The sequence below is a fragment of the Bacillus sp. BB51/4 genome, assembly GCF_008368845.1.
GTDB classification, from domain to species: Bacteria; Bacillota; Bacilli; order Bacillales; family Bacillaceae_G; genus Bacillus_A; species Bacillus_A wiedmannii.
The window spans coordinates 1-15,829 of record NZ_QOSC01000013.1; the positions used below are offsets into that span (position 1 = coordinate 1).

4 protein-coding genes and 1 pseudogene are annotated in these 15,829 nt (G+C 31.1%); 4 read left to right on the forward strand and 1 reads right to left on the reverse strand.

Going from position 1 to position 15,829, the window contains the following annotated elements:
- Complete coding sequence (locus DN392_RS17260; RefSeq protein ID WP_255448000.1) at nt 1–10,980, forward strand: non-ribosomal peptide synthetase; 10,980 nt, start codon at nt 1–3, stop codon at nt 10,978–10,980.
- A gap of 243 nt (nt 10,981–11,223) precedes the next feature.
- Complete coding sequence (locus tag DN392_RS17265) at nt 11,224–11,937, forward strand: 4'-phosphopantetheinyl transferase family protein (protein WP_000891975.1); 714 nt, start codon at nt 11,224–11,226, stop codon at nt 11,935–11,937.
- Between the two features lie 587 nt (nt 11,938–12,524).
- On the opposite strand, the gene DN392_RS17270 is transcribed toward DN392_RS17265, so the two are convergent.
- A complete protein-coding gene (locus tag DN392_RS17270; protein WP_061671805.1) occupies nt 12,525–13,853 on the reverse strand; it encodes an erythromycin esterase family protein in 1,329 nt (442 codons plus the stop codon).
- Between the two features lie 39 nt (nt 13,854–13,892).
- Between DN392_RS17270 and DN392_RS30890 the strand changes: the two are divergent.
- Both DN392_RS30890 and DN392_RS17275 read left to right on the forward strand, forming a co-directional pair.
- Nucleotides 13,893–14,111, forward strand: a pseudogene (locus DN392_RS30890) (IS5/IS1182 family transposase); the annotation flags it as partial.
- A gap of 385 nt (nt 14,112–14,496) precedes the next feature.
- Nucleotides 14,497–15,744, forward strand: a complete 1,248-nt coding sequence (locus tag DN392_RS17275; protein WP_000354057.1) for a DUF4153 domain-containing protein — start codon at nt 14,497–14,499, stop codon at nt 15,742–15,744.
- The last annotated feature ends 85 nt before the right edge of the window (nt 15,745–15,829 follow it).

The following is a 15,829-nucleotide window of genomic DNA, read 5'->3' on the forward strand; positions in this document are numbered from 1 at the left end:
ATCAGTGATGCCGTTGTTATAATTAAAGAAAACAATGGTGATAAATATTTATGTGGATATGTAATAACTACCCAAAATATAGATGTCGCTAACATTAAGAAGAAGTTAGGCGAGAACTTGCCTGAATATATGATTCCAGCATTCATTACGCAGTTAGAACGATTACCAGTAACAAGAAGTGGGAAAATTGATAAAAAAGGATTGCCTGAACCTAATATTACAAGTTCCGAAAGTTATGTTCCTCCAAGAGATGAGATAGAGCTAGATATCGCTAAGGTATTTCAAGAAATTTTAGGAACAGAGCGTGTAGGTATTGATGATAGTTTCTTTGAATTGGGTGGTGATTCGATTAAGGCAATTCGTATAGTATCTAGATTACGAGAATATGGATACGAAATAAATGTTCGAACAATTATGCAAAATAGAACTATACGTAATATTAGTACGAGAGTAAATAAAGCGGAAATAAAAGTGGTAGATCAACAAGAAGTCGTTGGTGATATAGAGCTAACACCGATTCAAATGGATTTCTTCCATAGCAATCTAGCTCATCCTGAACATTTTAATCAATCAATTATGCTAGAAAGTAAACAAAGAATTGATCGAAAGAAAATTGAAAATACACTAGCTACAATTGTTAAGCACCATGATATGTTAAGAGCAGTATTTCAAGATGGAAAGCAAAAAATAAAAACCATTACAGATAGTGAATTATATGAATTACAATACATTGATTTATTGGAAATCAGAGGAAAGGAAGACGTATATTCAAGAATTAATGATCAAGTAAATAAGCTTCAAATGAGTATGGATTTAGAAAAGGGACCGTTATTAAAAGCAGCAGTAATTAAAACTGAGAAAAATGATTATTTGTTTCTTTGTGCCCATCATTTAGTAGTAGACGGCGTATCGTGGAGAATTCTTATAGAGGATATAAATATAGGGTACAATAGTAAAGATGGTACTCCTACATTACCATCAAAGACAATGTCATATAAAGAGTGGAGTAATTTATTGCGAGAATATCGTAATAGCCATATTTTAAAGAAAGAAATTCCTTATTGGAAACAAATTGAAGAGAACGTAAAAGAGAGTTTAATAGAAAAAATATCAAACGAAGATAAATTTAACATGGAGCATATAGAGCTAGCTTTAACACAAGAATTAACAAATAAAATGTTATATAAAGTTAGTAAGGCTTATAATACAGAGATTAATGATTTATTACTAACAGCTTTATCTAGAGCGGTAAATAACGTAACAGGAAAAAGTACAGTAGCTGTCAATATGGAGGGGCATGGAAGAGAAACGATAGAGGGTGTTTCAGAAATTGACAGGACCGTAGGGTGGTTTACTAGTGTATATCCTGTTGCAATAAGTGATATTGGTAAAAGTATTCGAGAGGATATTCGGAATACAAAAGAAACATTGCGAAAAGTACCTAATCGTGGAATGGGATATGGTGTATTAAAAAGGTTGGGAGAAAGTGTCATAGAAGGTGTTACACCAGATATTACTTTTAATTATCTTGGAGAATTTGTTCAAGAAAATAGCCATGGGAATTTTGTAATGAGTGATTTACCGTGTGGAAAGAATGTTTCAGACGATAATGATCTTGGGACACCAATCTCCTTTAATGGAGCAATTTCTAATAATGTATTCCACATGATAATAAGTTATGATAAATCAAAATTTAATACTGAAAATATGGAGTTAATGAAAGAAAGCTTTAAAAAAGAGCTAATAGAAGTTATAGAGCATTGTATTATGGTTGAGCAATGTGAACATACAGCATCCGATTTTGGAGAATTGAATTGGAGTGATAATGAATTTGCTTTAGTGAAGAATAAGCTTCAAGAGCAAGGATATGATATAGAGAGAATTTATCCTATGACACAAATGCAAGAAGGAATGCTATATCATAAATTACACAATGAAGATTCAACAAGTTATGTAGTTCAGACTGTATTCCAGTCCAATATCGCTATAAATGAAAAGATTTTGAAAGAATCTTTTGAGTTACTTGTAGCAAAACATGAAGTTTTACGAACAAATATAGTTTTCAAAGATGTAAGTGACCCTAGACAAGTGCTATTAAAAGATAAAGAAATTGAATTTACACAAATTGATTTAACAGAAATAGAAAATAGGCAAGTAGAATTAGGTAAAATAAGGGAAATGGATGTAAGAAGAGGTTTTGATTTTGAAAAAGAAAGCTTCCTTCGAGTAATTTTAGTTAAATTGGATGAAGAAGATTATCGACTGATTATAAGTTTTCACCATATCATTATGGATGGATGGTGTCTATCCATATTAATGAATGATTTGATTTGGTTTTATGAACAGTTATACATGAAAAAAACAAAGAGTGATTTGAAAGAGTCTATTCAAAAAACATCTAGTTACGAAGATTATATCCGATTAACACAAAATAAAGATAAGGAAATAGCTCTTAAATATTGGACAAGGCTTTTAGAAGATTATGAAGAACCGGCAGGTATAAAGCCGATAGGCAATAGAAAGAATGAAGAAGCCAGCGAAGAAGTTCAAAGAATTGAAATAAGTTTATCTAAAGAAGAAACTCAAAAGCTAGAGAAAATGAGTAATAAGCTTGGGGTTACTGTTAACACTGTAATAGAAACTGCATGGGGAATAATTTTACAGAGATATAACAACACACAGGATGTAATTTTTGGGAAAGTAGTATCAGGAAGAAACGTTAATTTAAATGGAATTGAAGAAATGGTAGGTCTCTTTATTAATATGGTACCTGTGAGAGTGAAAAATCAAGGAGACGATAGCTTTTCAAGCATAGTATCAACCTTACAAGAACAAGCTTTACAAACCTCACAATATGACTATAGTTCATTAGCAGAGATACAAAATTGTAGCATATTAGGTAATGATTTAATTCAAACTATGATTGCGTTTGAAAATTATCATTCAGAAGAGCGTAATTTAAATACGAGATTGAATTTAATGATGGTAGACGGAAGAGAGCAAACGAATTATGCTTTGACTTTAAGTGTAAATCAAACGGAAGTATTAAATTTAGGCATGATCTTTGATACTGAGTTATTTGGAATACATGAAGTGAAAAGAATTCTTAATAGATTATCTTTGATTCTGAAAAGTGTTATAGAGAATCCAGAGATAAAGGTAAATAACATTGAATTATTAAATGAGGAAGAAAAAATATTGGTGTTGAATGGATTCAATTCAACTAAGACAGAGTATCCTGACAATAAAACAGTTATCGAACTATTTGAAGAGCAAGTACAAAAAATTCCTAATGAAATTGCTATTGGTTCAGAAGATCAAAGAATTACTTATCATTATTTGAATGAACGAGCGAATCAAGTGGCAAGAAAGCTCAAAAAGCTCGGAATGGAACAAAACCAATTTGTTGCAATTATGGCTGAAAGAAAAATAGAAACTATTATTGGAATTTTAGGTATATTAAAAGCGGGTGGTGCTTATTTACCGATAGATCCGAAACAACCAATTGAAAGAGTAAAATACATTCTTAAAGATAGTGATGCACAATTCATTTTAGCAACTGATATAAATGCTTCATTGTTTAATAATTTATCTTTAGAAAAAATTAGTTTACAGAAAGCAGCACTTAAAGATGAATTATCGTCAAATTTAAATATAGTAAATACATCTAGGGATTTAGCGTATTTAATTTATACATCTGGTACTACAGGAACTCCTAAAGGGGTAATGGTAGAACATCGAAATATAAATCGTTTAGTGAGAAATGCGGATTATGTGGATTTTGAAAATGTTCGAATCTTACAGACGGGATCCCTTGCTTTTGACGCATCTACGTTTGAAATTTGGGGAGCTTTGTTAAATGGAGGTAGTCTCTATTTAGTTGATGATGAAGTAGTAATGAATCCTAAGCTACTGCAACAAATGATATCTGAATTTGCAATAAATACGATGTGGTTTACAACTACTCTATTTAATCATTTAATTAGTTCTAATTATAAGATTTTCGATTCGTTAGACCAAGTTCTATTTGGTGGAGAAGCGGCATCAGCAGAACATGTTCGACAATTGATTGCTCGAAATAAGAAAATTAAATTATGCAATGGTTATGGCCCAACTGAAAATACAACATTTACAGCTTGTTATCCAATAAGTAATGATTTTGATGGAGGCAACATTCCAATTGGAAAGCCGATATCTAATACGCAGGTTTATGTTTTAGACAATAATAAAATATGTGGCATTGGAATGCCTGGAGAACTATGTGTTGGTGGAGATGGATTATCAAAAGGATATTTAAACAGACCAGAGTTGATGAAAGAAAAATTTATTAATAATCCATATAATTCAAGTGAAATTATATATAAAACCGGTGATTTGGTAAGATGGTTAGAAGATGGTAATTTGGAATATCTGGGAAGAATAGATGAACAGGTTAAAATTAGAGGTTTCCGAATTGAACTTGGTGAAATAGAGAATACTATAAGAAAAATAGAAGGTATTCGTGATGTGTCGGTGATTGTAAATGAAGAGAAACATGAAAAGTATTTATGTGTGTATGTTTGCTACGATGATGGAATAGAATCCAGAGATATATTGAATTATTTAAAAGGTAGTCTACCAGAATATATGATACCGACATATATTGTTCAACTTGAAAAATTACCTATAACTAGGAATGGAAAGTTAGATAGAAGAGCTTTACCAATGCCAGAACATAAAGGGACAGAGCAATACATTTCACCTAGAAACAAAATTGAGTTAGTTATTGCAGAAGCATTTCAAGAAATTTTAGGAATTGAACAGGTTGGCATTGATGATAGTTTCTTTAGATTAGGAGGACATTCATTAAGAGCAACTAGATTAGTAAACAAAATAGAGCAAAAATTAGGGACTAGAATTCCATTGAGAGATGTGATGGAAGAGAAGACCGTGCGTAGAATTTCTCAGAAATTACAGCAATTTACCGATTTAGAAAAGAATAAGCCTATTGAAAAACAGCCTAAAAAACCAAGTTATGAAATGAGCTCAGCTCAAAAAAGATTATATGCTATTGATCAAATCCAAGGTGAGAATATCACATACAATATGCCGGGAATGATGAGAGTACAAGGTAGTCTTGATTTGGAGAAGTTGCAGCAAACGGTCAATGCTCTGATTAAGCGCCAAGAAGTATTAAGAACACATTTTACTATGAAGAATGGACAACCAGTCCAAATAATTGAAGACAATGTTGAACTTTCTGTTGGATACAGAAAAGGGAATAAGTTAAATATTGATAAGATCTATAAGGATTTTGTGCGACCGTTCGATTTAAATAAAGCTCCATTGATGAGAGTGCAAGTAGTAGGAATTTCAGAAAATGAATCGATATTAATGTTAGATATTCATCATATTATTTGTGATGGTGGTTCAATTGGTGTGTGGTTTGAAGAATTTTCGAAAATATATAATGGCGAGGATTTGCCGGAATTAAAAGTACAGTACAAAGACTATAGTGTATGGCAAAATTCTAATGTTATGAAAGAGCAAAAGAAATATTGGTTAGATGAATTTTCTGGTGAATTGCCATTGCTAAATTTACAAACAGACTATCCAAGGCCACAAAAACAAAGTTTTAAAGGTAACTCTATTAAAACGAAATTGAGTAGTAGTACAAGAGAAGCAGTAAAGTTGATAAGTAAGGAAACTGGGGCTACAGAATATATGGTTTTATTATCAACATTTATGTTATTGCTTAGTCGATATGCTAGAACAGAAGAGATTATTGTTGGAACACCTATCGCTGGAAGAACCCACCCTGAAACACAAAATATGCTTGGAATGTTTGTCAATACATTAGCGATTAAAGGAGATATGCAGCCAAATCTTACTTATCTACAATTAATAGAGCAGTTAAAAGAGAAATGTTTGAAAGCGTATGATAATCAGGAATATCCATTTGAAGAATTAATTGAGAATTTAGATTTAGAGAGAGATATTTCAAGAAATCCTTTATTTGATGTTATGTTTGCATTGCAAAATAATGAGGAAAGTCATTTGAAATTAGGAAATACTAAATTAGAGCAAATTGAATCAGAAAGTGAAATATCTAAATTTGACTTGACAGTTAGTATGACAGAAATTGAAAGTGGCTATGAGCTGTTATGGGAATATTGTACAGACTTATTTAAACAATCAACAATAGAACGAATGGGATTACACTATTCCGAGTTATTAAAAAATGCAGTGGAAAATCCAAAAAGAAATATTTATGATATTCCATTAATGGGTTATTCTGAGTATAAAAAAGTACTTGAAGAATTTAATATAACGACAACTGAATTTCCTGGTGAGAGTACAATTGTTGAGCTCTTTGAAAAACAGGTTGAAAAGACACCTGAAAAAGTAGCTGTTATTTCTAATGGTCTTGAATATACGTTTGGTTATTTGAATAAAAGATCAAATCAATTAGCACACCAGCTTCAAAAGTTACAAGTACAACCAAATGATTTTGTAGGGATATGGGCTACACGTAAAATTGAAACTATAATAGGGATTTTAGCAATATTAAAAGCAGGTGGAGCTTATCTACCAATTGATCCGAAACAACCTATAGATAGAACTCGTTATATGCTTAGAGATAGTCGTGCAAAAGTGCTTCTTACGGAAGTTGAGAATTTACCAGAGCTGCTTGATGGTTCTTTAACTGTACTTAATTTAAAACAAGAAAATATTTATGATATGTCTTGCGAAAATCCTAAAGTCATGAATCAAACAACTGACTTAGCATATTTGATCTATACTTCTGGGACTACAGGTGAACCTAAAGGAGTTATGGTAGAACATAGAAATGTAATTCGTTTGGTTAAAAATACAAATTATGTTAATTTCCATGATGTGGGGATTCTACAAACGGGATCATTAGCTTTTGATGCATCCACATTTGAAATTTGGGGTTCTTTATTAAACGGTGGAAGATTATACCTTGTTGAACAAGATGTATTAATGGATGTAGAAGCATTAAAACAAATGTTAGCTAAACATCGAATTAACACGATGTTTATTACAACTGCTTTATTTAATCAATTAGTTATTACAGATTGTACAATTTTTGATTCGTTAGATCAGTTGCTCTTTGGTGGAGAAACTACATCAGAAGAACATGTTAAAAAATTAGTTAAGAGCAATAAAAAATTAAAACTTTCAAATGTGTATGGGCCGACTGAAAATACGACATTTACAACACATTATCCTATTTGTTCAGAAGAGTTAGTAGAAAAAACTCCAATTGGGAAGCCGATATCTAACACAACAGTTCATATCTTAAATGGACATAATTTATGTGGAATTGGTATTCCAGGAGAATTATGTGTCGGGGGTGCCGGTGTAGCAAGGGGATATTTAAATAAAGCGGAATTAACAGCTGAAAAATTTGTTGTAAATCCACTGGTTCCTGAAGAAAAAATCTATCGTACAGGGGATTTGGCACGCTGGCTTGAAGATGGGAATATAGAATATTTAGGAAGAATTGATGAACAAGTTAAAATTAGAGGGTTTAGAATTGAACTTGGGGAAATTGAAAGTAAACTTAGAGAGATACCTTATATTCAAGATGTAGCTGTTACTTTAATAGAAAAGAATAATGACAAATATTTATGTGGTTATGTAGTTAGTAAACAAAAAATCATAACCGAAGAAATTAAGAATCAATTAGGAAAAACTCTTCCACAATATATGGTTCCAACATATATTATGCAACTAAGCGCTTTACCGATGACACAAAATAGGAAAGTGAATAAAAAGGAATTGCCTATTCCTGATTTTGATAATTCGAATCATTATGTTGGTCCAAGAGATGAAATTGAATTATGTGTAGCAAGAGTGTTTGAGGAAATTCTTGGTATTGAACGTATAGGAATCGATGATAGTTTCTTTGAATTAGGAGGAGACTCAATTAAGGCGATTAGAATTGTTTCAAAGCTACGTGAGAACGGGTACGGAACGGATGTTCGTAATATTTTGCAAAATAAAACTATTCGTAAAATATGTCTAGGTATAAGTAAAGCGAGAAACATAATAATTGATCAAAGTGAAGTAACGGGAGTTGCAGCATTAACGCCAATCCAAATTGATTTCTTTAATAGTCAATTAGAAAAGCCAAATCATTTTAACCAATCATTTATGTTGGAAAGCAGTGAAAGAGTGAATGAAGAACATCTTAATAAAGCAATTACTGCTATTGTAGAGCATCATGATACATTAAGGACTGTATTTAGAAGTGGAGAACAGGTTGTTCAGTCGATAAAAGAAAGTGCATTGTATGATTATCACTCCTATGATTATTCTCATATTCAAAATAAAGAGGAGTTATATGAGAAAATTAATAATAGTTCTAATAGTATACAGGCCAGCTTTGAAATTTCTGAAGGACCTTTAGTTAAAGTTGTATTATTCCGAACAAAAGAAAAAGATTACTTGCTAATTTCTATGCATCATTTGGTAGTAGACGGAGTATCATGGAGAATTATTATTGAAGACTTGAATAAAGGGTATACTCTTTCTAAACAAGGAAATGAGGTAATTCTTCCTAGAAAAACTATGTCGTTCAAACTTTGGAGTGAGGCTTTAAATAAATATAGAGAAAGTGAATCGCTAAAAAAAGAGATACCATATTGGCAAAAAGTCGAGAGGTTAGTTAAGGAAAGTAAGTTACCTACAAATCAATTAGGAGAGAAATATTTACCTAGAGAATTAGTGATGCATTTATCAGAATCCGAGACAAGTTATTTACTGTACCAAGCAGGGAGAGCCTACAATACTGAAATTAATGATTTACTTTTAACAGCGGTATGTAGGGCTGTAAATAAATTGGATGGTAAAGAAACTGTGGCATTGAATCTTGAAGGACATGGAAGAGAAATGCTAGATCAGGATATAGTGATTGATCGAACGGTTGGTTGGTTTACAAGTGTATATCCAGTAGCTGTAACAGGGATAGGAGATTCTATTACAAATGATATACAAAAAACAAAAGAGGCATTAAGCTCAATTCCAAACAAAGGTCTAGGATATGGAGTGTTAAAGGCATTGGGAGAAAATGTTTTGGAAAATGTTAAGCCTGATATTACCTTTAATTACTTAGGAGAATTAGATCAAGAAAGTGGATCAGATTATTTTAATATGAGTGATATACCACGTGGTGAAGAGATTGCAATAGAGAATGAATTTAGTACTGGTCTTTCTATAAATGGAGCTGTAACTAATAAAAAACTTCGAATGGTTATAATTTATAATGGCTCAAATTATAGTGAAAAATTTATGCAAGCATTGAATGATGAGTTTAAAAAACAATTGTTAGTTATTATTGAGCACTGTATTGAAAAGAGAAAGAATGAAAAGTATATAGAAAATACTAGAAGTCATTTAAACAGAGATGAAGCTATCACTCAAGTAATATGGGAAGAATTTGGATTAGACAGTATATTGAAATCTATAACTGTTGAGAAAAAAGAGCACTCAGTTCTGTTTGTGACAGATTTAAGTAGTGAAAAGAGAGGCGAGATTAAGGGAGAAATAATCAATAAATTATCATTTTTACAGGTTCCAGATTATATCGTTGATATGAATAAGTATCCATTAGTTTCAGGGAATATGGAGGAGGAACAATTTATAAGCTTGTGCAGTGAGTTAGAGAATACAAATAATATATCGTTACCGAAAATTACTAAAGATGGTGAAATGGGTGAAGTTATAGAGGGATATACACCTTCAATCATGCAAGAATTGTTTTTATCAACACCGAATACTATGATAGAGGAAAAGATTATAATAGAAGGGGATTATGATAAAGACAGCGTTATAGCCGCTATAGAAAAAGTTGTTCAAGAACAATCTATTTTAAGAAGTACTTATCAAAAAATAGCGGATAGATATATTATTTGTGAACATGGTTACAATACGTTTTGGAAGCCAAATTACTTTGATCTAAGATATGCTACTTCTACTTATATTACTGCAGTATATGATTTAATTCATGGAATGCGGAGAAAAATGAGTACAAGTATATTAACTGAAAATAATATGTTAAGCAATATTGTAATTACACAAAAGACCGAAAGAGAATATTGCATTTATGTGATTATTCATCATAGTATTTGGGATAAGGCAAGTAATCAGATTTTTAAAGAGAAAATTATAGACATTTTGAATTTAAAAGCAAAATATGTAAAAACAAATGAAACGTATAAACAATATGTAAATGAAGTAACAACTAGTAAAATATATGCGGAAACCCATAACTTATCGAACTTAGAAAAATTTAAAGAGAAAACGGATGAGTATGTAAAGCGTAATATAAATAATGTGTTAGAAAAGTCAGTTGTTTCATTATTTAAAATGGGTTCGGCTACAGAAAAGCTTTATAACGACAAACCTTGGTCACTATTCGCGTATATTTTGAACATACTTGCTAGAGAAAATAAATTAACAAATGTCCATACTGAACCTTTACCAATACTTATTTTACAAGAAGATAGAAGATATATGACAAATGATTATAGTAATACACTTGGAGAGTTTTTAGATTGGTTACCATTGCTAATTGAGGGATCTAAAGAGAATGAGTTGCTAGACTGGCAACAAAAGGTTAATGAAATTCAAAATGTAAAAAAAGAAAACCATTATAGTTTAGTTGAACTATTAAACTACAGCACAGTCGAGATGAGAAATATGATGGCATCAGTTCTTTCAATCAATTATCAAGGTGGGTTTAGTATTGAGTATGAGGAGATGCAAGAGATACTAAAAAATGATGATTATAATAAGAGTACAGAAGTTTTTGTAAATAGCTATTCTAATTATTTAATCTTGTCGTATCCAATTTTTAGTGGTTGTTCAGGAGATATAGAAGAAGTCATTCAAAATGAATTAAATCAATTGGAAGACTTACTAAATAAGAAAGTTGAAAGTGAGCAATTTGAAAAAGTAGTAATTAAACATTAAAAAATGATAATATGAGACCGCTAAATAGATGATTGCTGAGTTTATTAAATTGAAGTAGAGGGATTCTATTATTTTTAAAACATAGTAGAATGTATTTTATCATCTATCATGGTTAGTAACATGAATTTAAGGTCATACTATTCTCTTTGCACTTTGAGGAGATGGTATGATCTTAATTTTTGAAGAATGATATATACGTAAAACTTTTGAGTAAGAATATAATTAATGAAAGGTTTATAAAACATGTTAGAACTTTATTTAGCAAATATATTAAATATGAACAAAGCAAATTACCAAAGGTTATATTCTGTTATGGATGATTTTATAAAGGTAAAAGTGGATGAAATGAGAAAGTATGAGGATAGACAGAGGACAGTATTAGGAAATTTCCTTGTGAAATATTTTATCGCAAAAAAAGTAAATGCCAATATAGAAGATATAAAATTAGAGGAAGATGAATTTGGTAAGAAAAAAATAGTAAATCATGTTGGGTATTGTTTTAACATTTCTCATTCAGGAGAATGGGTATTTATAGGTATTGCAGAATCTGAAATAGGTGTAGATGTTGAAAAAATAGAATCTTTGGATTTCTTAAATATTGCTAGCTATTTTAGTAAGGAAGAAAAAGAATATTTAACAAAATTGGATTCAAAGGTTCTTGAGATGGAGTTTTTTAGAATTTGGACAGCGAAAGAGAGTTATATAAAATATAAGGGGTTAGGTATGGTAATTCCGTTAGAATCATTTAGTGTACCGATATCTGAAAATGAGAATTTTGTTAAAACGTTGTATGAAAAAGAATCAAAAGAGGCATTTGTTACATCATCAAAAATAAATGAAGAATATTATATAAGTGTATGTGGAAATTCTGCTATGGAACAATTAGAGTTAATATATTTAGATTTAAAAAATGAAATAGGATTATCAGATTATTTTTCCTCTATGAATGATAGATAAGGGGATATAAGATATTAATATTTATATTCCTGAAAAAAATGTATTTTCTTGTACAATACAATTTCCTATTAACATAAAAGATTCGATTATTCGAAAAAATGAACCTTTGCGGATAAAAAACTCCTTAGTTAGAAGGAGGGCACTGAAAAAGTCCACTTCATAAGAAAAAGAAGGTAACCATCTACTATATACAGGCGGTTACCTCTTTTTCTTTTTAGATATATTGAAAAGATATATGATATTTTTTCAAAGCTTTCACTTTTTCAGTCGCCTTGCTAGAAGGGGGTGCTTTTTTGATGTAGCCCTGAAATAAAGTTTAATTAAACTAACTCTATAAACGATGATAAAAGAGCAAATAGAAAAGTGTGTTTTGAAAAAAGATTGATTAAAACACGCTTTTAATATATTCAACTGAATCATTTTTTATAAAAATGTTTGATTAGCTTTGTAACCGTTATTCCATTAAGTGACCCCTTAATGAAATAACGTGACTGACATTTTTAAACAACGCTAGTATGTTTTAAATGACTTGATTGTCACTCACACTACCATCGATACTATACCTTGTGAGCCACATTATTAAAGATTTAATGATTTAGTTGAGATGGACTCACTTTTTGAATTTGAACAAGTATGTCAAACGATTTACCTAATGATATATCAACAGTTTTCGGTATGTCAGGGCCTTCGGTAGTTATTCCGGAAAAAATTGGATGTTTTTCGTTTAACCAAGTATTTGTTATTCCGTTTGCTTTACGTAAATCAAGTAAAAATTGGTCATTTTTTACTTGTCCAAAGGTATAGTTATAGCTGTTTGGATCATCTGATTTTAATATTCCATATGGACCAAATTCACGGTTACTATTATAAACATTATATCGGCCTTCAGAAACAGAGGTTCCAATAGATACATACCGTTTTCTATAATGTTCTGCTAAATGTTGCCCTGCTACTTTAGGGTATATAAAAGGTATCATATTTGTTTTCGAAACGTGTCCATTATGTGCCCATACAATTGTTTTTCCTAGGTGTTCTTCTGTCCACTTCACATTTTCATACATTGCAATATCATGTTTCAAAAAAAAATCCGATGGGTTATCAGGAAATGATGCTGCCATTGTAGTAAACTGCTCGATAATACGGGCAGTTTGTTTTATCCATGCAAACTCTTTGGAATTTCCATTTAGAGTATTTTTATTTTGTTCTAATAAAGTATTGATTTGTTTAGCATTTGAAATATATTTTTCTTTATTTTCTTTCGTAAGGCCGCTAAAGATATTAATATCCTTTGTTACAGGAATAAGGTCTTTTATCTTCTCTTCTAAACTAGGCAAAAGCTTTGGATTGTTTCTGCGTACATATTCTATTATATTATTATAAATATTTTTGCTTACTGATTGTATATCCATCCCAATGACACGCACTTTGGATTTATGTTTTGGATCAGCATTATATTCTTGTATCCAATTAATAAGATCTACTATCTCTTTCGTGTTAAATTCAGGTGATAGATGTTGGTTTGGGTTCCCTTTACCAGTAAGAACATAACGATCAAGTTTTAAAGCTCTGTCCCACCCCTCTTCTAAAACTAAGTTGGTAAAGCCTTTTTCAGATACTAAATAATGAACAATGCGATGTTTCATTGTAAAAACTTCATGAGCCCCATGCGTAGTTTCACCTAAACCCACGATTGAAGCTGATCCTACCATATCCTTCAGTGGTTTTAAATCATTAAGAGATGCAGTTGGATTAGTTGTTTTTAAAGGCTTTGCATGCTCTTCTAACCATTTGGCTATTGGATTGATATTGTAGGGACTTGTAAAGGAAACTTCTGTGTCTGAAGCTACATAAGTATTTTCTGTAAAATTAGTCGATAATATAGTAGACGTAGGAATTGTAGTAGTCATTTTTTTCATAAAAACCTCCTAAAATATTTATTTGAATCAATTTCATAATCCTCAAGTTTAAACGATGGAAAAGCCGCGATTCCTTTATTAAAGGGCTTTCAAGAGTGGCTTTCGTCATTGACGATTCAATATGGTACATTGGATGCGGGCTACGATTATGAAGCAATTTATACACAACTTTATCGTGTGAAAGCTAAAGAAATCATTGCCTATAACAAGCGAAACGAAGGAGAGTTTCTTGGGTTTGAGGGACACTTCGCTCCCACTTTCAAAAACATACTTCTAAAATTCTGCCACTTCAACTGAGGAAAAGAAACAATTATTAAATTGATTCTTTTATTAGTTTTTTGACATGTTCTAAGAGCATCTGTTTGAATCATCAATTCTCTTCTCACAAATCTATTCTATTTCCTAAAACTCACTTATTTCTTAATAGATTCTTAAGAAATTATTAATTTACTCATGTCAATAAAAAACAAAATTACTTACACTGGTGTTTGTAAAAATGCACAATAAAAATATCACCTAAAATAATAAAAAATTATTGTAAAACGATAAGATTTGTAATAAAATCGAAATCAGAATAAATAAGTGTGGTGCTTTTTATGAAAAAGATAAAAATGTTGTTTTTTTAATTAGAGGAGGTATAAATATGGACATTAACAATTTGATTATTGAAAATATGGATAACCCTCATGAGTTGGAGAGAATGTATAGAAAAGACCCGAAAGTTTTTAAAAAGTCATTCTCACAAGCATGGGATGAAAAACCTGATTCTCAGGTACTAGCTGCTTGGTACGAAAGATTGCATTTCAAGGAGACGGCAAATAAAGAAAAAATATCGCTGTTTCAAAAAGGTTTCTTATTCATGGGTATGTTAGCTATTCTAGCTGGACTAAGCACCAGAATCATTTTCCACTTTGTCGAGCAGGAAGCAATTGCTCCCATTAACCTAGCTTTTGGTGTAATTCCTTTTATTGTTGCTTATTTTATTTACAATAATACTCCGAAAAAAAGTATTATTTATTTCCTTGCGGCGTTGTTACTAATTTCCGGATTGTATCTTAATATGTTGCCATTAAATTATAAAGACAGCAGTATCCTTGCTTATTTACATTTTCCTATAATGTTATGGGTTTTAGTAGGGATTGCGTTTACAGGAAATGAATATTCAAAAGGTAGTACAAGATTAGCTTATATTAAATTTAATTTAGAATATTGTCTTCTCTACGCGAGTATGGCAGTGAGCGGAATGGTATTAGCAGTATTCACCATGAAGTTATTTAGCTTCGTTGACTTGGATATAGGAGAATTCTATTTTAGTAATGTTGTGTTATTTGGTGCTGCTGCTCTCGCTATTGTGGCTGCATATTTAGTATCAATGAATCTTAAACTTGCTAAAAATATTACACCATACATATCTAAAATTTTTAGTCCTCTTGTCCTGATCACATTGTTGATCTATCTTATAACAGTTATATGGGTCGGAAAAAATCCGTTCTTGGACCGCAATTTCTTAATGGTCTTCAACGGAATACTCCTTGGTGTATTGGCTGTTACTATATTTTCTATTGTTGAGAGTGACTCAGATGAGAAAAAGAACATTTCAGATTATATAAATTTTGCCTTAATTGTTCTGGCGCTTATTATTGACACTGTGGCTTTGTCAGCCATCATATTCAGACTTTCTTCTTACGGGATTACACCTAATAGACTTGCTGTGTTAGGGGTAAACATACTGATCTGGGCAAATCTAATTTGGATTATGTTTTCCTATATGCGTTTCTTGCAAAACAAATCAGGACCAATAGCTATCCAAAATGCCGTTACGAAGTATTTACCAATCTACGGACTTTGGGCAGCTTTCGTTATATTTACGTTTCCGATAATTTTTAATTAGGAAGGCTTTGTTAATGTAATGATAAATTTGTTAAAAGAGGATGATGGATGTCATCCTCTTTTAACTGTATAGAAAAACATATTGA